Here is a 22,774-nt window from a genome sequence, read left to right on the forward strand (position 1 = left end):
TGCTGGGTCAGGTCGGCGCCCAGGTTTTCCCCGGAAATGGTGGCTTCCAGGTTGGACACCGGGTTCTTGCCCTTGTTCACAAAGTTCAGGGTCACGCTGGTGGAGTTGCCCACATAGATGGTATCGCTGATCTGCAGCTGGCCCACCTCAAACCGATCGGGCTGGCTGATGGGCACCGAGATCACGGTGGAGCCGGTGACCGAATTGCCGCTGAGAGCGCCGGCCCCCACCAGGTTCACGGTGATGTCGGCCACGCCGCCGGTAAAGCCCGCGGAGGCCTGCAGGCTGAAGCTCACATCCCGGGTGGACTGGGGGCTCATGGACCCCAGATAGGTGGACAGGCTGCCGCCGGTCATGGTCACGCCCTCGGGCAGGGTGAGGGAGGCCACCACGTCGGACAGGCTCTCGGTGCCGGAGGCGGCATAGACGGTGAGGGACAAAGTGAAGGGGCTGCCGGCGGTGATGGTCTCATTGCCGTAGCTGGACTGCCGTACGATCAGGCTGGGGGCCCGGGCCTTGCTGGGGTCGTTGGGGTCCTCGTCCACACACTGGCCGATGTTCACCGAGAACTGCTGCATGGGCAGGGCGTTGTCGATGTAGCTCAGGTCGATGGGCAGGCTGGTGCCGCCGCCGTTGTAGATCACGTCCCGGAACAGCAGCACATAGCTGTAATAGTTGTAGGCAGGGTCATTCTGGCCGGTAGGGTCATCGTTCTCCTCATAGAACTGGCCGATCTCCGCCGTGCCGGTGAAGGTGAACACCGAGGAGTTCACCCGGGCCACGATCTCCTCCGGCTTGACGTTGAACTTGGCCGAGGCCCGGTCCACGATCTTCAGCACGATGTTGACCTTGTCGCCCCAGTTCACGGTGGACACTTCGCCCCCCGCCACGTCGGTGACGGTGGCCGCCACCACATAGGCCGCCCCCTGGGGGCTGGCCGTGCCGGGTTCCTGGGGGATGGGGGTGGGGTCCGGGGTGCTGGTCTGCTGGCTGCTGGACGGGGCAGAAGCTGTGTCTTCCGCCAGGGCCGGGGCCATGACCGGGCCCGCAAACAGGGCGGCCGCCAACAGCAGGCTGGCCGTCAGTTTCAGTACAGAGCGTTTCACGGGTGGGTTCCTCCTCTTGTTTTCTTCTTTCTCTTCTCGTTTTGAAAATTCCTTGGGAATTTCTCGTTTCTCTCTCTCGTGGGAGCCGTCAGGCTTCCTTGGCCGCGGCGCCGCCGATCTCCAGGTTGTCCCGGATGGAGGCAAACAGCTCGTCGCGGTGTTTCTGTTTTACGTCCTCCGGCTGGCGGACGTTGGACTGGACCTTGCCGTCCAGAATGGTGATGATCCGGTCCGCACAGGCCGCCAGGGACGGCTCGTGGGTGACCATGACAAAGGTGATCTGCTCCTGCTTGGACAGTTCCAGCATCCGGTGCAGCACCTGCTTGGAGGTGGTGGAGTCCAGGTTGCCGGTGGGCTCGTCCGCAAAGATCACCTTGGGCCGGCTCACAAAGGCCCGGGCAATGCCCACCCGCTGCTGCTGGCCGCCGCTCATCTCGGTGGGCAGGTGGTTGGCGCGGCCGCCCAGACCCATGGTCTTGAGCTCCTTGCGGGCCATGGCCAGCCGCTCTTTGGGCGGGATGCCCTTGAACATCAGGGGCAGGGCGACATTCTCCGCCGCCGTCATGCTGGGCAGCAGGTTGTAACTCTGGAAGATGAACCCCAGATGCTGCTGCCGGAACTTGGCCAGCTGGTCCTCGTCCATGGCACTGATCTCGTGTTTGCCGATGAACACCCGCCCTTTGGTGGGCTTTTCCAGTCCGGCCAGCTGGTTCAGCAGGGTGGATTTGCCGCTGCCGGACTGGCCCACGATGCAGCAGAATTCCCCTTTTTCGATGTTGATGTCCACGTCGTTGAGGGCAATGACCCTCTCCTTGCCGACGGCGTAGACTTTGCGCAATTTTTCGGTGTGGATGATTGCCGCCACGAAGGCGCCTCCTTTCGGGCAAAAGAGCCGCCGCAGCGGCAATTGTCGAAACAGATATAACCTTATCATACCATAGCCGGAGACAGGCGGGAACCCCCTTTCCCGGCCGGGAAATGTAAATTTTCAGTGCCCCATTCCTGTTTTTGCCTCCGGGGCGCCATACAGAGCGGCGCCATCGGCAATCAGCACGTCGGGCAGGAACTCCAGCCCCGGCTTGCCGCCCTTGCGGGCCTGCAGCAGGAACAGCCAGGGGCGGTCCCCGGCCCGGTTCTTGACCAGCGCCAGCCGCTTGGGCTCCAGGCCGGCGGCACAGAGCACCGCGCAGACCTCGGCCAGCCGCTCGGGGCGCTGGCACAGGGCCAGCCGGCCCCCGTGGCGCAGGGCCCGGGCAGCACAGGCGGCCAGGTCGGCCAGGGTGCAGGTATCGTCATGGCGGGCGGCGGCCCTGCGGGCAGCGGGACTCTGGATGCCGCCGTGGAAGTAGGGCGGGTTGCAGGCCACCAGGTCGAACCGCTCCCGCTCCGGACCGGGCAGACAGAACTGCCGCAGGTCCCCGCACACCGGGGTGATGTGGGCGGCCAAGGGGCCGTTGTCCGCCGCCGAGGCGGCGCACAGGGCCGAGGCCTCCGGGTCCAGTTCCAGGGCGGTGCAGGGGCCCCGGTGGCCCATATCGTGCCAGCACAGGGCCACGATGCCGCACCCGCTGCACAGGTCCAGGGCCCGCTCCCCCGGGCGGGGCGGGGCAAACCGGGCCAGCAGCAAGGCGTCGGAGCCGAAGGTGGCCCCGGGGGCGGTGTGTACCCGGGTACCGTTGTCCAGAATCTCAACAGACATGACCATTCTCCTTATTGGATGACCGGCGGCTGATGAACCGCCGGAATTCTGCCCATTATTATACCATAAGCGGCGCAGCATCGGAAGAAAGGGGAAGGATTTGCCTTTGGGGAGCAAAACGTGTACAATAGGCAAAGAAGAATGGGGTCGAAAGGGGGCGGTGGCCATGACCCAAGGCAAAACCACCCGGCGCAGCGCCGGCGGGGTGGAGTATGCCCTGACCCGGCGGCGGGTGCGCAACATCAACCTGCGGGTGCGGCCGGACGGCAGCGTGGCGGTCTCGGCGGCCGGTTGGGTGCCGGTGTCGGCGGTGGATGCCTTTGTGGCTTCCCGGGCCGACTGGGTCCGGCAGGCCCGACAGCGGCTCACCCTGCGCCGGCAGACGGAGGAAAAAACGCCTCTGCCCGCCAGAACCGAAGCCCTGGCCCGGATGCAGGCCCTGTGCGAGGCCTATTACCCCGTGTTTGCCTCCACCTGCCCCGGCGGGCGGATGCCCAAAGTGGCGGTGCGGGACATGCATACCCGGTGGGGGTCCTGCAGCCTGCGCACCGGGACCCTGGCCTTTTCGCTGCGGCTGTGCACCATGCCTGCCGCCGCCCAGGAATATGTGGTGGTGCATGAGTTCTGCCACTTTGCCCACCCTGACCACAGTCCGGCTTTCTGGGCCGCCGTGGGCCGGGTGCTGCCCGACTACAAGGCCCGCCGTGCGCTGCTGCGCACCCCGGTGCCCCCACCGGGCATAGAATGACCCAATCCTATCAAAAGCAGGGAGGCCCGCCCTTTGTCTGACAATAAAAAGTATTCCATGCTGGTGAGCAACACACTGCTGTTTGCCATCTCCAACTTCAGCTCCAAGCTGGTCAGTCTGTTCATCCAGCCCTACCTGACCTACGCCCTGGAAAGCCCCGACGTCATGGGCGTCATCAAGCTCATGCAGAGCGTGACCAACCTGCTGATCCCGGTGGTCAGCCTGGGGGTCAGCTATGCGGTCATCCGTTTCGGCTTGGATAAGACCAAGGACAAATCCAGCGTCTTCATGAACGGTCTGGCCACCATCCTGGCCGGATTTGCCCTGATGGTGCTCTTCTGGCCGCTGGTGCGGGTGATCCCCAACGCGGCATCCTACCTGGTGCTTTTGTATATGTGCGTGCTGGCCAGCTGCCTGCGCACCCTTTGCACCCAGTTCATCCGCGCCCGGATGTGCAACCGGCTGGTGGCCATCGACGGTGTGCTCACCACCCTGACCCTGCTGGGGTTCTATTTCCTCTTCCTCAGCGTGCTGAACATGGGAGCCACCGGCTATCTGCTGGCCCTCTTCTGCTCGGACATGTGTTCGGCCGTCTTTGTGTTCCTGGCCGGGGGATGCCGGCATTATTTTAACCTGCGCAAGTTCAGCGCCTCTCTCTGGAAGGAGATGCTGCGCTACTGCGTGCCCATGATCCCGGCATCCATCAGCTTCTGGATCATCAACGCCTCCGACCAGTTCTATGTCCAGGCCATGTGCGGCGGCTACGAGGGCCGCAGCAGCGAAGCCTGGGTGGGCCTGCTCAGTACCGGGTACTATCTGCCCCAGATCATTACCTTTGTGGGGCAGTTCTTCTACGAAGCATGGCAGCTCTCCGCCGTGACGGTGGAGGAGGACCGGGAAGCCTTCTTCAGCAAGGTGTTCCGGGTGTACGCCAGCATGCTTTTCTGCTGTGCGGCGGGCATCATCTGGCTGTGCCAGCCCATGATGCACCTGTTCCGGGCGGACTACTACGACGCATGGCAGTTCGTGCCCTTCCTGGTGCTGGCGTCCATGTGCACCTGCCTGAACAACTTCCTGAACAGCGTGTACGTTGTGTACAAAAAATCTTCCGGTTCTCTGTACACCATGCTGGCGGGGGCGCTGCTCAACCTGGTGCTGAACTATCTGTTTATCCTGTGGATGGGACCGGTGGGGGCCACCTCGGCCAGCTTCCTGTCCCTGCTGCTGGTGTTCCTGCTGCGGGCCTACTCCACCCGGGGGCTTTTGTATATCGACTTCCACCCCAAATGGATGATCGTCAATCTGGGGCTCATCCTGGTGGAGATCTGGGTGCTGTTCTATGTGGAAAACTGGGTGGCCCCGGTGACCATCCTGACCATGGTGGTCTGCGGGCTGAATTTCCGGGAAGTATACAGCATGGCGCAGAAGCTGCTGGGCATGGTGACTGGACGGCTGCGGCGCAAGAAGTCCTGAAGGAGGCAACAGTATGGCGGATGTGACGGTGTGGGGGACGGTGCTTTCGGCACCGGCCCGGGCCACGGCGGGAAGCTGCAAGGTGATCGTGCCCCTGACGGCGGCGACCCCGGCGGAACTGGCCGGACTGGCGGTGCAGGCGGCGGAGGCAGCGGACCTGCTGGAAGTGCGGCTGGACGCCCTGGAAACCCTGACGCCCCGGACGGCGGCCCAGGCCCTGGCGGCGGTGCGCAAGGCGGCGCCCAAGCGGGCCATCCTGGCCACGGTGCGCACCGCCCGGGAGGGCGGTCCGGCGGACCTGACCCCCGAGGAATATGCTGCCCTGCTGGAAGGACTCTGTGAGGAAGCCCCCGGCGGGTTCGACCTGCTGGATGTGGAGTTCTCAGTGGGGGAGGCCCTGCGGGGGTCCCTGCTGGGGGCCGCCCATCAGGCAGGGGCGGCGGTGGTGTTCAGCTGCCACGATTTTGACAAGACGCCGGTGACCGTCGCCATGACCGACCTGCTGGTATCCATGGCGGATGCAGGGGCGGATGTGGCCAAGCTGGCCGTGATGCCCCGGGACGCGGCGGATGCGGCCCGACTGCTGCAGGCCACCGCCCAGGCGGCGGCCCGACGGCCGGAGACGCCCCTCATCACCATGGCCATGGGGCCCATGGGTGCGGTGACCCGGCTGTGCGGCGGGGCTTTCGGGGTGTGCGCCAGCTTCGGCGCCGTGGGCGGCGCCGCCAGCGCCCCCGGCCAGCCCGACGCCCGGGACCTGCGGGCGGCCATGGAGGCGGTGGGGAAGGCGATGCAATAAAACTTCCTTGCGTAGCCTTTTGGTAAATGGTGGTTGCTATGGCGGACGGCAGTCTGCCGGTTGGTCCTTCCTTTTTGTCACCAAAAAGGAAGCGAAAAAGTGCCACCGTTTCGATGCGGTGGACGCCGACCAGGGCTGCGGCTTTTCCTATCGTGTCCGGCACGATAGGAAAAACAACACGAAGTGTTGATTCCTCTATCACCCGGCCGCGAACAGCGGCCATTGGTTGGTCGAAGAACCTTGCCCCGCTGGGATGCGGCCACCTTACGACGGCCTTCTCACCGGCTGGGGCCGGTGAGCAAGGAATGGATTAAAATGACGTTTCAGAAGCTTTCCGATAGAGAGGAAGGGCTTCGCGTCTACATAAACAACCAAAAAATAAAGCAGACAGCCCTTTGCGGACTGTCTGCTTTTTTCGGTGTTTATCCCCGCGGTGGCACAACGCTGGAATCGGTGCTGTAGCCCTGCAGGTCGGTGGGGGTCAGGCTGGAGGACCAGCGGCCATCGGCCTGGGCGGCGTTCCATTCGTCCCAGGCGGCCTGACTGCGGATGGCCGTGCCGCTCAGGTACTTGTCATCCCAGGGGTTGGCCGGGTCGGGGTCGGTGGGGTCCCAGCCCCGCAGGGTCTCGTCGGCGGGGTCGGTGTAGATGGTGCCCGGTTTGCCCATGGGGCCGGGGTCGTTCTCGTCGTCATAGATGATGACCCGGGTGCCCAGCTCACAGTTGTCGTAGATCCACTTCACGTCCGCCACGGCCAGCCGGATGCACCCCAGAGAGGCCAGGGTGCCCAGCTTGTTGTACTCGTCGTATTCCAGGTCGTCCTTGTGCTGGCTGTAGTAGGGCACGCTGTGGAAGAGGTAGGAATCCCAGATGCGGGTGGAATACTGGCCGTACACATTGCCGCTGAGCAGCCGCCAGGGGTAATCCACCGGGGTGGCGAAGAAGCCCAGGGGGGTGTCCGAACCGCCGGAGCACACCATGGCCATATAAGGCACGGTGTACCGCTTTTCCTCGTCCAGGGTGTAGACGGTGACGGTGGAGGCTGCCCGGTTCACCGCGATCAGGTAGGGAAAGCCCGCCTTTTCACTGACATTGATGCCTTCCTTGACAAAGAACTCGTCGGAACTCAGCCGGTCCATCAGCTCCTTGCCCCGCTGGTTCCAGGTATCCGGGTCGGTGACAGCGGGCGCCGTGCCGGTGGTGTTGGCGGACGCTGTGGCGGTGGCCTCGTCGATGCGGGCCTGGGCCGGGTCCGGGGTGGGCTCGGTCACAGGGGTTTCCGCCTCGGTCCCGGCGGCCACGGCATCGGAGGCGGCGCCGCCGGCGGGGGCGGTGTCCGGTTTGGGACGGTTGAGCAGCAGGAACACGCTGGTGCAGATCAGCACAAGGGCTGCCAGACAGACGATCAGCCTGACCCGTGCCTGACGGCGGCGGGCAGCCCGACGGGCGGCGGCCCGCCGCTTGGCAGCAGCGGTCACCGGGTGCTGCGGTACATAGGATGCCCGGTCAGGGCGGCGGTCGGGTCGGCGGGATGTGGGCATAGGAAACTCCCCTTTTCGGTGTGGATGGAAAAGCGCAGGGCTTTTCTGTCAGTATATGTGGCGGAAGGGGGAAGGCGGGGCGCTGCCAGTATTTACCGGTTTACCGGCCGTAGCAGTCCCGCACAAAGCGGCGCAGGGCCTCAAAGCTGCGCTCCACCTTTTCGGTCTCGATGCAGTAGGCCATGCGGAAGTAGCCCGGGCAGCCGAAGCCGTCGCCGGGGACCAGGGCCAGGTCATAGTCCTGGGCCTTGCGGCAGAAGGCGGTGGCGTCCGCCTCCAGGGCCTTGGGGAAGATGTAGAAGGTGCCGCCCGGTTTGAGCACCGTGAAGCCCAGCCGCACCAGCTCGGCATAGATCAGCTCCATGTTGCGCTCATACACCGAAAGGTCGCTGGTCACGTCCAGGCATTCGGCCACCGCCAGCTGGATCAGGCTGGGCGGGCAGTTGTGGCCGGTGCCCCGGCTGATCTGGCCGCACATGGGCACGATGAGCTCGGCTTTTTCGCAGGCCGGGTTGGCGGCCACATAGCCGATGCGCTCCCCGGGCAGGGAGAGGCTCTTGCTGAAGGAATAGCAGGTCAGGGTGTCGGGGTAATAGGCGGCAGGGTGCTGCTGGGCAGCGCCGCCGAAGACGATCTCCCGGTAGGGTTCGTCGGAGATCAGGAAGATGTGGTGGCCGAATCTGGCCGAAGCGGCCTGCAGGCAGGCGGCCAGGTTCCGCAGGGTCTCGGGGCTGTAGGCCACGCCGGAGGGATTGTTGGGGGTGTTGATGAGCACCGCGGCGGTGTCCTTGTCCAGCAGGGCTTTCAGGCCGTCAAAGTCGATCTGGAAATCCTGTACCCGGGGCGGCACCACCCGCAGGGTCATGCCCGCGCCCTCCACATAGGGGGTGTACTCCGAGAAGAAGGGGGCAAAGGTGATGATGTTCTGCCCCGGCACCCCCACGCAGCGCAGGGCATGGGCCAGGGCGCCGGCGGCGCCGGTGGTCATGAAGATGTGGTCGGCGGTGTAGGGCACCCCGAACCGGCTGCGCAGGTTTTCGGCCACGGCGGCCCGCACCGAGGGGATGGTCAGGGTGGGGCTGTACCCGTGCAAAGTCACCGGGTCGCAGGTCTGCAGCAGGTGCAGCATGGTCTGGGTGAACTTGGGCGGGCAGGGCACGCTGGGATTGCCCAGGGAATAGTCAAAGACGTTCTCGTACCCGATCTCCTTGCCCCGGGCGGTGCTCCATTCGGACAGCTGCCGGATGACCGACTTGCCGCCCAGCATGTCCACATAGTGTTGTGCGATCATACAAACGATACCCCTTTCCGTAACTCAGCGGCCGGGATGGCCCAGCACGATCTGTTCCAGTTCTTCGGCGTCGGCGGCCAGGTATTTGGCGCCGGCTTCCTCCAGTTCCTCCCGGGTGCGGAAGCCCCACAGCACGCCGCAGCCGTCCAGGTCCGCATTGCCGGCCGTCTGCATGTCCACGTTGCTGTCCCCCACATAGAGGGTGTTGGCCGGGTCGGCCTTCAGAAAGGCCAGCAGGGCTTTGGTGCCTTCCGGTGCGGGCTTGGTGGGCACTTCGGGCCGCTGGCCCCGCACCACCGCAAAGAGGGACATATCAAAGTAATCGGCCACCACGGCCTGGGCCAGGGCGTCCGCTTTGTTGGAAAACACCGCCATCTGCACCCCGGCGGCGTGCAGATGCTGCAGCATGGCCTTGATGCCGGGATAGGGGGCGGTCTTGTCCCGCATATGGGCGCCGTAGTCGGCCTTGAACCAGTCCAGCGCCGCGGCCAGGATCTCCGGGGTGCGCTGCTCCGGCGGGGCCAGACGCTCGATGAGCTTGGGGATGCCGTTGCCCACAAAATAGCGGTAGGCGTCCACGGGATGCTGTTCCCAGCCCTGATGGGCACACAGCCGGTTTCCGGCGTCGGCCAGGTCGTCCAGCGTGTTGAGCAAAGTGCCGTCCAGATCAAAGATCACGGTCTTGTACATACTTTCCACCTCTGCGAATCCTTATGTGTTCATTATACCGCGGCTGTCAATCGGGGCGGAATTTGTAAAAGGTGTAAAAACAGGGTGCCAAATGCATAAAAGTATGGTATGATAAAGGATACAATAGGGGGATATGACAATGGATTTACTTGTGGAAATTTTGAAAGCCGTGGTATACGGCGTGATCGAGGGCGTCACCGAATGGCTGCCCGTTTCCAGTACCGGCCACATGATCCTGGCCGAACAGGTGCTGAAATTCCAGCTCAGCGACGCCTTTATGGAAATGTTCCGGGTGGTCATCCAGCTGGGTGCTATCCTGGCGGTGCTGGTTCTCTACTTCAAAAAATTGTGGCCCTTCTGCCGGGACAACGGGCGGGACAGCGGCTTCGGCCGGCATTTCCGCTGGCCGGTGATGCGGCTGTGGTACAAGATCATCGTGGCCTGCCTGCCCGCGGCGGTGCTGGGATTCCTGCTGGATGACTGGCTGGATACCCACCTGTACAACAGCATCACGGTGGCCGCCATGCTGATTATCTACGGCGTGGCCTTCATCCTCATCGAGCGCCGGCCCCGTCCGCCCCGCACCACCAAGCTCAGCCACATCGGCTACAAGCAGGCACTCCAGGTGGGCGCCTGGCAGGTGCTGGCCATGATCCCCGGCACCTCCCGCAGCGGCGCCACCATCCTGGGCGGCATGCTCTGCGGCCTGTCCCGGCCCTGCGCCTCCCAGTTCACCTTCTTCCTGGCCATCCCGGTCATGGCCGGCGCCAGCGCCCTGAAACTGGTCAAGTTCTTCCTGGACGGCAACACCCTCACCGGCACCGAGGTCATCGTGCTGCTGGTGGGCTGTGTGGTGGCCTTCCTCATCTCCATGCTGGCCATCCGGTTCCTGATGGACTACGTCAAGCGCCACACCTTCACCGTCTTCGGCTGGTACCGCATCGCCCTGGGCGTTGTGGTGCTCATCATCTGGGGCGTGCAGACCTTTGTGCTGAAAGCCCCTGCCGCGGCGGCCTGAATCCGGACGCAGCGACCCCCATACACGAAAAAAAGACCCGCTCTGCCAATGGCAGGGCGGGTCTTTGCAGTCTTTTGGAAAAACTCAGCGGCGCCGGCGGGAACGGGGGCGCATCTGGTGGGACATGAGGGCGAAAAACACGATCATGCCAAAGAGGGCGGCTGCGGCGATGACCAGCAGCACCAGCTGGAATACCTGGGCATTGAACCCGGATTTGAGGGTGGCGGTGGCTTCGTCCAGGGCGTCGGACACGGCGCCGGAGGAAGAATTGGCCGCACCGGCGGCGCTGCTCAGGGCGCCCAGGGCGGCGTTGGCGGCATCACTTTCGCCCAGGGCGTTCAGGGCGTCGGACAAGGACTGCCCGGACATGGCCTTGAGGGCGCTGCCGTCGGACTTGACCTGCTCCCCGTTGACGGCGGAGGAAAGGTAATCCGCAAAGACGTAGGCCGCACCCCGCAGGGCGGGTTCGGCATCGCTGTTGATGGTCCAGCCGTCGGAGGTCCACATCCCCTTGAGGTAGAGCAGCAGCTGCATGCCGGCGTCGGAGGTCAGGGTGGAGTACACCGTTTCCCGGAAATCGTTGGTGTTGCCGGTGTTCACATTGCCGAAGCTCAGGGCGGTGAACCGGTAGGCCCGGTCATAGTCGGACAGGTCGGCGTAATAGGTGCGCATCAGGTCGGCCAGGTTGGTGTCCGCCGTGAGCTGGGAGCCGATGTTGATGGAGTCCAGGTCGGCCCGCAGGTCCTCGGCCCCGAAGGTGCTGGTGCCGTCCTCCGAACCCAGGGAACTCTGCATCAGGGAGATGTAGCCGTCCACGTCGGAGGCCTGTCCGCTGAACTGCTGGGCCAGCTCCATGCAGTCGCCGCCCCAGCTGCCGGTGATGGGCACCCCCCGGTAGACCAGGTTGATGGAGGCCAGCAGATGGCCGAAATCAATGGACTGACCGTTGGGCAGGCTGATGCTGCCCATCCCCATCAGGTCGGCCAGGTCCCCGTTCTGGTCCAGCACATAGGTCTCGAAATCCGGGTCCTTGGACCCGGCGGTGAGCTGCCAGACCGTGTCGTTGTAGGCGCCCATGCGGGTGTAGGCCAGCATCAGCTCGATGGGGTCGGTGTCATCCCCCTGCTTGTCCGCATAGCTTTCGGCCAGGGACTGCAGCTCGCTGAGCTGGTTCAGGGTGGTGTCGAAATCGTCGGCGGCCAGGGCCGGGGTGGGCATTCCTACGGCCAGCAGGCAGGCCGCTGCGCAGCCCGCCAGGGCGCGGCGCAGACCTTTGCTTGAGAGTATCGTGAAAAAGCACCTCCAAGGCTCAAACCAAGCGCGGCGGAAGATTTCTCCCGCCGTGCACGGCAATTGTAATCAAATTGTATCCTTTAGTATACCATAACCGCCGCGGCCTGTCACGCGGTAAAATGTGAAATTCCAGAAATTTGCAAAATGGAAACATCGGTCTTATAATACCATCATGGGGTTTTGTCCCCCTGATTCGGAAATTGTCTGGGAAAGGCTGTGTTATCATGGAAAAAGCAACCGTGTATTATACCGACTTCCGGGTGCATGCGGGCACCAATCTGCAGGAAAAGCTGGAAAAACTCATCAAGGCCGCCGGCATCGGCCAGATCGATATGGACGGCAAGTTCGTGGCCATCAAGATCCACTTCGGGGAACCGGGCAACCTGGCCTTCCTGCGCCCCAACTGGGCCAAGACGGTGGCCGACGTGGTGAAATCCCAGGGCGGTCTGCCTTTCCTCACCGACTGCAACACCCTGTACCCGGGCCGCCGCAAGAACGCCCTGGAACACCTGGGCGCCGCCCAGGAGAACGGCTTCTGGCCCATGACCACCGGCTGCCAGGTCATCATCGGTGACGGCCTGCGGGGCACCGATGACATCGAAGTGCCGGTGCCCAATGCCGAATACTGCCCCACCGCCAAGATCGGCCGGGCCATCATGGACGCGGACATCGTCATCTCCCTGAACCACTTCAAAGGCCACGAGTCCACCGGCTTCGGCGGCGCGCTGAAGAACCTGGGCATGGGCTGTGGCTCCCGCGCCGGCAAGATGGAACAGCACAAGTCCGGCAAGCCGGTGGTGCAGCCTGGTCTGTGCCGCAACTGCAAGCAGTGCGCCAAGGAGTGCGGCTCCGACGCCATCCACTACGACACCGGCAAGGCGGTCATCGACCAGGATCTGTGCAAGGGCTGCGGCCGGTGCATCGGCCGGTGCAACTTTGACGCCATCTACGCCCCCGACGACAACGCCAACGCCCTGCTGGACTGCAAGATGGCGGAGTACGCCATGGCCGTCTGCCACGGGCGCCCCAACTTCCACATCAGCCTGGTGGTGGATGTGTCCCCCTTCTGCGACTGCCACGGGGAGAACGACGCCCCCATCGTGCCGGATATCGGCATGTTTGCCAGCTTTGACCCGGTGGCCCTGGACCGGGCCTGCGCCGACGCCGTGCTGGCCGCCCAGCCCCTGCCCGACAGCCTGCTGGGCGAACACCGGGCGGACAAGAATTTCACCTGCTGCGGTGACAACTTTATCGACGTGACCCCCGCCGCCACCTGGCGGGAGTGCCTGGACCATGCGGAGAAGATCGGCCTGGGCACCCAGGACTATGTGCTGAAGAAGGTGTGAGCATGACCGACAACCAGACCCTGCGGGAGCTGTACGCCCGCAAGTCGGTGCGGGCCTTCACCGATGAGCCGGTCACGAAGGAGGAGCAGGCCGCCATTCTGGAGGCCGCTTTCCAGGCGCCCACCGCCGGCAACCAGCAGCTGTACACCATCCTGAACATCACCGACCCCGACCTGCGCCGGACCCTGGCCGATTTGTGCGACCACCAGCCCATGATCACCAAAGCGCCTTTCTGCCTGGTGTTCCTGGCGGACTGCCGCCGCTGGCCCCGGGTGTTCCGGACAGCGGGGCAGGAAATCCGGGACCCCGGCCCCGGGGACCTGCTGCTGGCCGTGGCGGACAGCTGCATCGCGGCCCAGAACGCCGTGACCGCCGCCGAAAGCCTGGGCATCGGCAGCTGCTACATCGGGGATGTGCTGGAAAACTGCGAGGCCATGCGCAAAGCCCTGCACCTGCCGGCCCATGTGGTGCCTGCGGCCATGCTGATCTTCGGCCGCCCCACCCAGCAGCAGAAGGACCGGGCCAAGCCCGTCCGCTTCCCCCGGGAAGCGGTGGTGTGCGAGAACCTCTACCGGGACCGCACCGAGGAAGAACTGCGGGCGGATTTTGCGGCCCGGGCCGGGGGCGAGTACGATTTTGATGCCAAGATCCCGCCCTTCTGCGCCTTCAAGTACAACAGCGATTTCAGCAAGGAGATGAGCCGCAGTGCGGCCGTCTACCTGAAGGATTTCACCTTCGGCGTGGAATAAACCACAAAACAAAGGAGCCGTCCCGGCCGGGGCGGCTCCTTTTGTCATGTGCAAAGCCTTACGGCCGGGTCAGGGCTTGGGCCAGCTCCACGAACCGGGCCACGTCCGGGATGGGGTCCAGCTGGTAGAGCAGGCCGTAGGGGATGGTGAAGTCCCAGTCCACCGGCAGGGTCACCAGGGAGGGGTGGACCTCCGCCCAGCAGTCCAGGGTCATGAGGGGCTGGCGGGTCTGGGCACAGCGGTTGAACACTTCCAGGTCGTAGAACTGGGAGGTGTCCTCGATCCGGATGGCCGGGTGGCGCTCGATCTCGTCCCGCACCCGGTCCACCGAGGGGGAATCCCCCCGGCGTACCATCATCAGGGTCTGCCCGTACAGGTCCCGGATGGTCAGCTTTCCCCGGGCGGCCAGGGGATGGTCCCGGGGTACCGCTATGCAGTGATGGTACCGTCCCAGGGGCAGGAACCGGCACCGGTCCAGCCACTGGCGGGAATCGCAGGCCCCGATGAGAAAGTCGAACTTCACCCCCAGGGCCCCGATCTCGTTGAGGATGCCCTGGTGGTCGTCCTCAAAGGGGACGATGTGCAGCCGGTAGCCGGGAAACTGTCCGGACAGCCTGTCCCACAGATCCATGAAGGGCTTGCAGGGGTTGAGGATGGAGGTGCCCACACAGAAGGTGGTGGCCGCAAAGTCCGCCGCCGCCCGGGCTTCCTGCACCGCTTTGGCCGACTGCTCGAACATCTGACGGGCATACCGGTAGATGACCTGCCCTTCCGGGGTCAGGGTCACACCCCGGCGGCCCCGCACAAACAGGGTCAGATCCAGGTGCTTTTCCAGGGCGTTGACCTGCTTCATCACGGCGGTGGGGGAGATGTACAGGTTTTCCGCCGCCTTGTTGAAGCTGCCCAGGTCCGCCACCCGGACAAAAACGGTGAGCTGGGGATTGAACATGGGACAACCTCCTGACAGTAGAAACTTTTGGTTGATACTATGGTACAAAACCGGCACTTCCCTGTCAAGGGGCGGCGGGGTACAATAAAGAAAAAGGTCAGAACAACAGGAGGTCTGCGATATGGACTGGAACGAACTGAAAGAGACAAGCATCTTCCCCGTGGGGCAGCCCAACGACGCCTACGCCCGGTTTTTTGACGGCCAGAGCTGGCTGCAGAGCCTGTCCACCGCCCAGGTGGGCATTGCCAACGTGAGCTTTGAGCCCGGGTGCCGCAACCACTGGCACATCCACCATGCCAAGCAGGGCGGCGGCCAGATCCTGCTGGTCACCGCAGGCCGGGGCTACTACCAGGAATGGGGCCAGCCCGCCCGGGAACTGCACCCCGGGGATGTGGTGAACATCCCGCCGGAGGTCAAGCACTGGCACGGCGCCGCCAGGGACAGCGCCTTCCAGCATCTGGCCATCGAGGTGCCCGGGGTGGAGACCTCCAACGAGTGGTGCGAGCCGGTGGACGAGGCAGAGTATCAATTGTTACCCTGAATTGCTATTGCAAGGGCTGGTCACAATGTGATACCATATTTTTCAGATAGGCCGCATTGCGGACCGACAACCTTTTGCAAAGGAGAATCCCGTTTTATGGAAAACAAGAACCAAAATTCCCGGGTACAGAACCTGGCCCTGGCCGCTATGTTCATGGCCATCGGTCTGGTGCTGCCCTTCCTGACCGGCCAGATCCCCCAGATCGGCAGCATGCTGCTGCCCATGCACCTGCCGGTGCTGCTCTGCGGGCTGATCTGCGGCTGGCAGTACGGCGGTCTGGTGGGCTTTGTGCTGCCCCTGCTGCGCTATCTGCTCTTCGGCATGCCCCCCATCTATCCCACCGGCGCTGCCATGGCCTTTGAGCTGGCCGCCTACGGCATCCTGGCCGGCTGGCTGTACGCCCACTCCCGCTGGAAGTGCGTCAAGGCCCTGTACGTCTGCCTGATCGGCGCCATGCTGGGCGGCCGTCTGGTCTGGGGTCTGGCCGAAGTGCTGCTGCTGGGCCTGGGCGGTTCCGGGTTCACCTGGGCGGCCTTCCTGGCCGGGGCCTTCACCAACGCCATCCCCGGCATCATCCTGCAGCTGGTGTTCATCCCCGCCTTCATGGTGGCTTTGGACCGCACCGGTCTGCGCCGGTTCAGCCACGCCCACAACCCGGCCAAAAAAGAAAGCTGAACCCCCAAAATCAGGACTTTCCCCGGCCCCTTTCGCCCACCCCGCGGCGGAGGGGCCTTTTTTGATGGCCGGGGGCTTGTCAGCCGCCGCAAAGATGATACAATAAAATCAAAGTAAGGCCGCGGCTGCGGGTCGGGCCGGAATACAGGAGGAAAACAGATGATCTATCTTGGCGTGGATCTGGGCGGCACCAACATCAAGGCCGCCCTGGTAGAGGAGGATGGCCGCATCCTGCGGGAGGGCAGCCGTCCCACCCGTCTGCCCCGTCCGGCGGAAGCGGTGTGTGATGACATCGCCGGTTTGTGCCGGGAACTGATGAAGGAAGAAAAACTGGGCACCGCCGATGTGGCCTGCGTGGGTGTGGGCTGCCCCGGCACGGTGGATGACACCACCGGCATGGTGCTGTACTCCAACAACCTGGACTGGGCGGACTTTGCCATGGGGGACTACCTGCACAAGGCCCTGGGCATGCCGGTGCGTCTGGCCAACGACGCCAACGCCGCCGCTTTGGGCGAAGCTTTGGCCGGCTGCGCCAAGGGCGCCCAGAGCGCGGTGATCATCACCCTGGGCACCGGCGTGGGCGGCGGTGTGGTGCTGGACGGCAAGCTGCTCACCGGCTACACCGGCGCCGCCGCCGAACCCGGTCACATGGCCATTGACGGCAGTGCCGACGCCCCCCTGTGCACCTGCGGGCGCCGGGGCTGCTTTGAGGCCTTTGCCAGCGCCACCGCCCTGATCCGCCAGACCCGGGAAGCCATGCAGGCCCACCCCGAAAGCGGGCTGTGGAAGCTGGCCCCCACCCTGGAAGAGGTCACCGGCCGCACCGTTTTTGATGCCCGGGATGCCGGGGACCCGGTGGCCGCCCAGGTGGTGGACAACTACATCGGCTATCTGGCCGCCGGTGTGGCCAACCTGATCAACATCTTCTTCCCCCAGGTGGTGGGGCTGTCCGGCGGCATCGCCAACCAGGGCGAAGCCCTGCTGGTCCCCCTGCGGGCCAAGGTGGAGCCCCTGGTCTTCGGCGCGGCCCATGCCCACAAAAAGACCACCATCACCACCTGCACCCTGGGCTATCGGGCCGGGGTCATCGGCGCGGCGCTGCTGGGCCGCACCGCCCGCTGAACGTACATCTGCAGCAAAAAAGGACCGCTGCCCCCTGTGGGGCGGCGGTCCTTTTCGGTTGTCTTATCGGGCGGGTTCGGACGAGGGCTCGGGGGCGGCGTCGGCGTGCACCTGGATCTTTCCGCTGCGCACCAGGTCGATGAACAGCTTGCCCAGGCGGGGGTCGAACTGGGAACCCAAATTGTCCTCGATCTCCTGCAGGGCCCGGTCCACGCTCAGCGCGTCCTTGTAGCTGCGGCGGGAGACCATGGCGTCAAAGGAATCGGCCAGACACAGGCACCGGGCCCCGATGGGGATCTGCTCCCCCGCGATGCCCCGGGGATATCCCTGGCCGTCCCACCGTTCGTGGTGGCCCAGCACCGAAGGGATGACGTAGTCCATGGAGGGCAGGTACCGGATCATGGAGATGGAATCCTCCACATGCTGCTTGATCACATCGTATTCCTCGGCGGTCAGGCGGCCGGTCTTGGAAAGGATGGTCTCCGGGGTGCCGATCTTGCCGATGTCATGCAGCAGACCCGCCTGCCGGACGATCTCGATGTGCTCGGCGTCCAGACCGGCGGCCCGGGCCAGGGCGGCGGCGTATTCCGCCACATGCTGGGAATGGCTGAAGGTGTAATGGTCCTTGGCGTCGATGGCGGCGGTCAGGGCGAAGATGGTGGAAGAACAGCTGTCCGCCAGGGCCCGCTTGGAGGCGTAGCTCTTGGCGATGCGGGTGTCCTCCGGCTCGGGGGTGTACAGGCACACCCGGTTCTTGCCGCTGTTCTTGGCGGAGTAGACGGCCATGCCCGCATAGGTCAGCAGCTCCTCCACGCTGCGGGCACAGGTGGGATAGCTGCTGATGCCGGCGCAGAAGGTCAGGAAACGGCGGGTGGTCTGACCGGAGCCCACCACTTCCCGCCGCAGCCACTGGCGGGCCTGCTCTGCGCAGTCGGTGGCGGTGTCCGGCGCACAGAAGGGGAAGCTGATGACAAATTCCTTGCCGCTGTACCGGGCCACGGTGCCCCGGCTGCCCACCAGCACCCGCAGGGCGTTGGCAAACCGCTTGAGGATGCGGTCCCCTTCGGCGGCGCCGTACAGTTCGTTGTACAGCCGGAAGTCGTCAAAGCTGATGATGAGCACCGTCAGCTGGTCGTGGCGGGCCAGATCAAAGTCCCGCTGCAGCACTTCCTGGAAATAACTGCGGTTGTACAGCCCGGTGAGCGGGTCAAACTGGGCCTTTTTGCGCAGCGCCTCATACAGGGAGGCGTTGTTCAGGGCAATGGCCAGCACCGCCGCCACCGAATCCAGCATGCTCAGCCGGTCCTGGGACAGGGCGCGGCGGGCGGCCGTGTCCTGCCGGGAAAACAGGGTCAGGGCGGTCATTTCCTCCCCGCTCATGACGGGCAGCAGCAGTTCCACCCGCATCTGGTCCAGGCGGTCCTTCTCCTTCTGCCACAGGGCCCGGAAATACCGGGACCGGGTGAATTCCGCGTACTGGGAACAGCAGCCCCGGGATTTCAGCCAGACCATCAGCGGATCGTCGGCGGCAAAGCTGTCCCGGCAGGCCACCGACATCTCGGTGGCATCCCGCATCTCGTAGCAGCCGGTGCGGCTGTCCAGCACAAAGATGCGGGCGGTGTATCCGGGCATGGTGTGCTGCAGGTAATCCCGGTACAGCTGCAGCAGGGCGTTCATGCTCAGGGTCTTGTTCACGTCGGTGCTGAACCGGCGCAGTTCCTCGTTCTGCTGTTCGGCGCCCTTGAGCAGGATGGCGGTCATGAGGCGGCGGACCAGGCAGAACAGCAGCACCGTGAGCACCGACACCGCCACCGAGAAGACGATGGTCTTGTAGGGCATGAAGTTGGCAAAATACCGGGCATAGAAGGCGTCCGCCGCACGATAGCAGCTGACCAGCAGCACGCTGGCGCAGATCAGGGCGATGGCAAACACCGGCCCGTTGGAGGCAAAGCTGCGCAGGGGCACCAGGCGGCGCCGGTACAGCATGTAGTACAGGCAGCAGGCGTTGACCATGCAGGAGAAGGTATCCACCGGCAGCGAGACCATCTGGGGCAGCACCGCCGATACGGTGCAGGCGAACATGACCGCCACGCCCACCAGCATGGGGCGGAACTGGGCGATGTCCGTCTGGCCGTTCCGGCAGCTTTTGTAAGCCAGACGCCAGGAGGCCAGCAGGGTGTACACGGCCATGAGGATGGGGATGGCCACCAGGGGCGAGACACCGTACTCAAAGCGGGTCTCGTGGCCCACCGTGACCATGTGGGGGTCGGTGATGAAGACGTTGCCCGCGTTGAGCAGCAGGATCACCAGCCAGATGGCCCCCTGCACAATGTGGGAGAAGGGCGCCTTGGTGGCGGTGAACCGGTAGATGAAGTTGTAGACCAGGAAAGGTACCAGAAAGATGCCGGTGATGGACACCATGTACCAGAACGGGGACCCCGGTGCCAGCTGCAGGCGCATGAAGAGGGACCCGCCGGACCACATGGTGAAAGCACCCAGCAGGGCGATGAAGGCATAGACCAGGCGGTCCTTCTTGGTGCTCAGGGCGGTGAGGAACAGAAACAGGTTGCACAGCAGGGAAAGCAGGGGCACAATGATGAACAGGCGTTCGTTCAGGGTCACCGGTCCTCACCCCCTTCTTCCGCCGGACCCTGCATATGCAGGATGTCCAGCACGATCTCCCGGGGTGCGCCCACCGGCGGGACCCGGCGGCCGGTGCGGGCGGTATAGGCATCCACCGTGCCGGATTTCAGGATGGTCACCCGCAGCGGGTCCATGCCCAGCAGGCGTTTCAGGTCCTTGTAATCTCCGTCATAGGAGCGGAAGTAGATGGACAGATGTTCCTGCAGAATCTGCCGGGACAGGCTGGCGGCGCCGGGATCGTCCGAGTCCAGCTCCGCGTACAGGTCCAGGTAGGAGTGGCCGTCGGCGTCGTATTCCTTCACCGCGAACCAGTGCCCGATGGGCAGGCGGGAGAGGGTGATGACCTTTTCAATCTCCCGTTTGGTGATGCGGGTGAAGCCCGCAATGTCGATGACGGTGGGGATGCGGTCCACATACTCGAACTGGGGCAGGTCCAGCTTGTCCTCCGGGTTGCGCAGACGCAGGCAGCGGTAGATATCCCCCACCCGATAGCGCAGGAAGGCGCCGCCCTTGAGCACCGTGATGACCAGCTCGTATTTCTGGCCGGCCACCAGCTCGTCCATCAGATAGGTGCGGGGCGTGTAGGCGGGATCTTCCAGTTCCCGGAGGTATTCGTGCTCGGGAATGAACTCATAGAAGCAGGCGTCCGGGAAAAAGACCAGCCCGTTCTTGCTCCAAGTCTCGGTGCCCATGCAGGAAGGCTCGGTGCCGCCGGCCAGTTCCAGGGGACGGATGCCCCAGGCTTCGGCCAGCTCGTTCTTGTACAGGGCGGTGTCGGTACCCACACAGACAAACCCGTCCAGCTTGAACAGGTCCCGGGGCCGCAGATGGGTGCCGTCCCGCCGGCAGCGGTACAGGGCCGACAGCAGCCGTACCAGCATGCGGGGACTCATCCCCCACAGAAGGCTCAGACTGCCGCCGCCCCCGCCGCCGGCCAGACTGTCCAGGTTGCGGGTGGCGCCGTACAGCACGCTGCTCATGCCGAAAAACAGGTTCATGCCGTGCTTGACCGCCAGCTTGTATCCCAGGCGGGTCTGCTGGCCGAAGCTCATCTTGCGGGCTTCCCGCACCGAGGGCATGAACCGCAGGCGGATCTGCGGGCGGATCAGGTCGGGAAACATGCCGGTGGCGTAGGGCATGGGGGCCAGACTGTACAGCACCCGGGCCCCGGGCCGCACATGAAAATGGCCCCGGCCCTTGCTGGTGGACAGGATCATGGCCGCCAGAATGTTGCGGGTGTAGGCTTCCAGCATGCTCTCGGTATAAGGAGCGCGCTTGGAGGGAAAATCGCCGCCCTCCCAGGTGGTGTGCAGCCACACCACCGGCTTGGCGGGCAGCATCTCCTCCCGCTGGGGCAGCAGTACGTCGGCGTAATCCTCAAATTTCGTCAGGGGGACCAGGGTGCGGAACTCCTCCACATTGCGGGGCACACCGTTCTTGAACAGGCGCTGCCCCAGCGGGCAGGCGGCCATCAGCGACACCTGCTCCATGACCAGGCGGTTCTGGATCTGCATGTACTCCGGCAGAGTCAGGTCCAGAAAACCGCAGTATTCCTGCCAGATTTCGGCGGCCGGACATTGTTTCAGCTTTTCCTCAAAGGTCATGGTAGGACATCCCTTTTTTCAGATTTTACTTCGGGGTGCGCAGGGTACGCAGGCAGCGGCGCAGGCTGCGGAGGGTGGGCAGAAACCGGGGCGTGACGGCCCGGTAGGCCGCATAGTTCCGGATGCTGCGGGGAAAGACGACGGCGCCCTGCCAGGCGGCATAGGCGGCGTCCAGGGCGGTGAACAGCACAAAGGCACAGCCCAGGGCCCAGCCGCCCAGCGCGCCCCACAGGCAGGCGTAAAACCCGCCCAGGAACAGGACCCCCGGATGCCGGCACAGGGCGAACACGCCGGTGTCCACCAGAGGGCGGAGCTCATCCGGTCGGGCGGTGGCAGCGCTGCTGCCGCCCGACGGCAGGGCAAAAAACAGGGTGTAGACCAGAAGGCCCAGCAGCAGCACCGCCCCCGCGCCGAACACCAGGGAGACGGGACCGTGGGCATACCGGCGCAGGGCGTCGGCAGCCAGCACGGCGGTGACCAGGGCCAGCAATCCGCCGCCCGCCGGAAACAGCGCTCCGGCGCCCCGGCGGCCGTGCAGTACCTGGGCGTAATCGGAAAGGAACATCAGCCCGAAAGCCAGGGCGCCCAGACCCAGGCAGGCCAGCCGGATGGCCGTCATTTCTGGCGGAAGGCCAGACCCAGGCAGCCCGCCCCGGTATAAATGCCGATGACGGCGCCCACCCAGCCGATGGTGATGCGGATCTCCGGGTCGATGGCCCGCAGCCGTTCGGCCACGGTCTCGGCCAGCTGGGTGCGGTCGGCGTGAAAGACAAAGACCTCCCCGCCGTAGACCGCTCTCTCCCGGTACAGGTCCACCACCCGGTCCACCGCCCGGTCAAAGCCCCGGACGATGCCGATATCGCTGACCAGCCCGTCCTTGAACACCAGGATGGGTTTGACCTTGAGCAGGTCGGCGGCCAGCACCCGGATGGCCCCGGCGCGGCCGCCCTTGCGGGCGTTGGCCAGGGACTCCATGGCAAAGTAGACCCCCACATGAGGACGCAGTTCCTCCAGTTTTTCCACGATCCGGGCAGCGGTCAGGCCTTCCGCCGCCAGCCGTGCGGCCTCCCGGACCAGGACCGCCAGCCCGTAGGAGACCTGCTGGGAATCATAGATGGTCACGGGGGTGGCAAAGCCCTGTTCCTCCAGCAGCTTGACGGCGCTGCGGGCGGTGTTGCAGGAACCGGACATCTTGCTGGTCAGGCTCAGGCAGAGCAGCTCGGTGCAGCCCGGTTCGGCCGCAGCCGCCTGGAATGCCTGCATGAACTGCTCCAGATTGGGATGGGCTGTCTTGGGCAGCTCCTCACAATCCGCCAGCCGCCGGTACAGGGTGGGCGGGTCGATCTCGATGTTGTTGCGGTATTGCTCGGTGGGACTGAAGGCAATATAATCCGGGATGGCGGTGACGCCCAGCTCCTCCACCTGCTGCGGGGTCAGATCACAGACCGAATTGGTCAAAATATGTACCATCCGCGACAGCTCCTTCT

Annotated in this window: 20 protein-coding genes and 1 pseudogene; 9 read left to right on the forward strand and 12 right to left on the reverse strand. The window is 64.5% G+C overall.

Annotated features, from left to right (window positions below):
• From Q0K17_RS02425 to Q0K17_RS02435, 3 genes and pseudogenes are all read right to left on the reverse strand, one after another.
• Positions 1–1,106 (reverse strand): annotated as a pseudogene (locus Q0K17_RS02425) (hypothetical protein); the annotation flags it as partial.
• A gap of 88 nt (positions 1,107–1,194) precedes the next feature.
• The gene (locus Q0K17_RS02430; protein ID WP_294539520.1) at positions 1,195–1,971 is read right to left on the reverse strand and encodes an ABC transporter ATP-binding protein; all 777 of its coding nucleotides are present in this window, start codon (positions 1,969–1,971) and stop codon (positions 1,195–1,197) included.
• A 123-nt stretch (positions 1,972–2,094) separates the two neighbouring features.
• Positions 2,095–2,805 carry a methyltransferase gene (locus tag Q0K17_RS02435; protein ID WP_294539522.1) on the reverse strand — a complete coding sequence of 237 codons (711 nt, stop codon included), beginning with the start codon at positions 2,803–2,805 and terminating at the stop codon, positions 2,095–2,097.
• Between the two features lie 166 nt (positions 2,806–2,971).
• On the opposite strand from Q0K17_RS02435, the gene Q0K17_RS02440 reads away from it, so the two are divergent.
• From Q0K17_RS02440 to aroD, 3 genes are read left to right on the forward strand one after another with little or no spacing between them, the layout of a single operon-like run.
• A complete protein-coding gene (locus tag Q0K17_RS02440; RefSeq protein WP_294539524.1) occupies positions 2,972–3,553 on the forward strand; it encodes a YgjP-like metallopeptidase domain-containing protein in 582 nt (193 codons plus the stop codon).
• A gap of 33 nt (positions 3,554–3,586) precedes the next feature.
• Positions 3,587–5,026, forward strand: a complete 1,440-nt coding sequence (locus tag Q0K17_RS02445; protein ID WP_294539525.1) for an oligosaccharide flippase family protein — start codon at positions 3,587–3,589, stop codon at positions 5,024–5,026.
• 13 nt (positions 5,027–5,039) lie between these two features.
• Positions 5,040–5,825 (forward strand): type I 3-dehydroquinate dehydratase, encoded by a 786-nt coding sequence (aroD, locus tag Q0K17_RS02450; protein ID WP_294539527.1) that lies wholly within the window; start codon positions 5,040–5,042, stop codon positions 5,823–5,825.
• Positions 5,826–6,247: 422 nt separating this feature from the next.
• On the opposite strand, the gene Q0K17_RS02455 is transcribed toward aroD, so the two are convergent.
• The 3 genes from Q0K17_RS02455 to Q0K17_RS02465 form a co-directional block, all read right to left on the reverse strand.
• Positions 6,248–7,366 carry a L,D-transpeptidase family protein gene (locus Q0K17_RS02455; protein WP_294539529.1) on the reverse strand — a complete coding sequence of 373 codons (1,119 nt, stop codon included), beginning with the start codon at positions 7,364–7,366 and terminating at the stop codon, positions 6,248–6,250.
• 100 nt (positions 7,367–7,466) lie between these two features.
• Positions 7,467–8,657: a pyridoxal phosphate-dependent aminotransferase gene (locus tag Q0K17_RS02460; protein WP_294539531.1), complete on the reverse strand. Its 1,191-nt coding sequence runs from the start codon at positions 8,655–8,657 to the stop codon at positions 7,467–7,469.
• 24 nt (positions 8,658–8,681) lie between these two features.
• Entirely contained in the window at positions 8,682–9,347 is a 666-nt protein-coding gene (locus tag Q0K17_RS02465) for an HAD family hydrolase (protein ID WP_294539533.1), read from the reverse strand.
• A 139-nt stretch (positions 9,348–9,486) separates the two neighbouring features.
• On the opposite strand from Q0K17_RS02465, the gene Q0K17_RS02470 reads away from it, so the two are divergent.
• Complete coding sequence (locus Q0K17_RS02470) at positions 9,487–10,365, forward strand: undecaprenyl-diphosphate phosphatase (RefSeq protein ID WP_294539535.1); 879 nt, start codon at positions 9,487–9,489, stop codon at positions 10,363–10,365.
• A gap of 84 nt (positions 10,366–10,449) precedes the next feature.
• Here Q0K17_RS02470 and Q0K17_RS02475 read toward each other — a convergent pair whose 3' ends face one another.
• Entirely contained in the window at positions 10,450–11,583 is a 1,134-nt protein-coding gene (locus Q0K17_RS02475; protein WP_294539537.1) for a hypothetical protein, read from the reverse strand.
• 299 nt (positions 11,584–11,882) lie between these two features.
• Between Q0K17_RS02475 and Q0K17_RS02480 the strand changes: the two genes are divergently transcribed.
• Together Q0K17_RS02480 and Q0K17_RS02485 are read left to right on the forward strand one after the other, a co-directional pair.
• Positions 11,883–13,004 (forward strand): DUF362 domain-containing protein, encoded by a 1,122-nt coding sequence (locus Q0K17_RS02480; protein ID WP_294539538.1) that lies wholly within the window; start codon positions 11,883–11,885, stop codon positions 13,002–13,004.
• Between the two features lie 2 nt (positions 13,005–13,006).
• Entirely contained in the window at positions 13,007–13,753 is a 747-nt protein-coding gene (locus Q0K17_RS02485; RefSeq protein WP_294539541.1) for a nitroreductase family protein, read from the forward strand.
• A 58-nt stretch (positions 13,754–13,811) separates the two neighbouring features.
• Here the strand turns inward: Q0K17_RS02485 and Q0K17_RS02490 are convergent, their stop codons facing one another.
• Entirely contained in the window at positions 13,812–14,702 is an 891-nt protein-coding gene (locus tag Q0K17_RS02490) for a LysR family transcriptional regulator (protein WP_294539543.1), read from the reverse strand.
• A 121-nt stretch (positions 14,703–14,823) separates the two neighbouring features.
• Between Q0K17_RS02490 and Q0K17_RS02495 the strand changes: the two genes are divergently transcribed.
• From Q0K17_RS02495 to Q0K17_RS02505, 3 genes are all read left to right on the forward strand, one after another.
• Positions 14,824–15,243: a cupin domain-containing protein gene (locus tag Q0K17_RS02495; protein WP_294539545.1), complete on the forward strand. Its 420-nt coding sequence runs from the start codon at positions 14,824–14,826 to the stop codon at positions 15,241–15,243.
• Positions 15,244–15,339: 96 nt separating this feature from the next.
• Positions 15,340–15,918 (forward strand): ECF transporter S component, encoded by a 579-nt coding sequence (locus tag Q0K17_RS02500; RefSeq protein ID WP_294539547.1) that lies wholly within the window; start codon positions 15,340–15,342, stop codon positions 15,916–15,918.
• 159 nt (positions 15,919–16,077) lie between these two features.
• Complete coding sequence (locus tag Q0K17_RS02505) at positions 16,078–17,040, forward strand: ROK family protein (RefSeq protein WP_294539549.1); 963 nt, start codon at positions 16,078–16,080, stop codon at positions 17,038–17,040.
• Between the two features lie 63 nt (positions 17,041–17,103).
• Here the strand turns inward: Q0K17_RS02505 and Q0K17_RS02510 are convergent, their stop codons facing one another.
• From Q0K17_RS02510 to Q0K17_RS02525, 4 genes are read right to left on the reverse strand one after another with little or no spacing between them, the layout of a single operon-like run.
• Positions 17,104–19,662: an HD domain-containing phosphohydrolase gene (locus tag Q0K17_RS02510; RefSeq protein ID WP_294539551.1), complete on the reverse strand. Its 2,559-nt coding sequence runs from the start codon at positions 19,660–19,662 to the stop codon at positions 17,104–17,106.
• Positions 19,659–21,287: a GH3 auxin-responsive promoter family protein gene (locus Q0K17_RS02515; protein ID WP_294539553.1), complete on the reverse strand. Its 1,629-nt coding sequence runs from the start codon at positions 21,285–21,287 to the stop codon at positions 19,659–19,661. Before Q0K17_RS02515 ends, Q0K17_RS02510 begins: the two co-directional genes overlap by 4 nt.
• 25 nt (positions 21,288–21,312) lie before the next feature.
• Entirely contained in the window at positions 21,313–21,906 is a 594-nt protein-coding gene (locus Q0K17_RS02520; RefSeq protein ID WP_294539555.1) for a hypothetical protein, read from the reverse strand.
• On the reverse strand, positions 21,903–22,757 hold the full coding sequence (locus Q0K17_RS02525; protein ID WP_294539557.1) for a DegV family protein: 855 nt from the start codon (positions 22,755–22,757) through the stop codon (positions 21,903–21,905). Before Q0K17_RS02525 ends, Q0K17_RS02520 begins: the two co-directional genes overlap by 4 nt.
• Positions 22,758–22,774 lie beyond the last annotated feature (17 nt).

Origin of the sequence: uncultured Gemmiger sp. (assembly GCA_944388105.1) — a bacterium.
Taxonomy (GTDB): domain Bacteria; phylum Bacillota; class Clostridia; order Oscillospirales; family Ruminococcaceae; genus Gemmiger.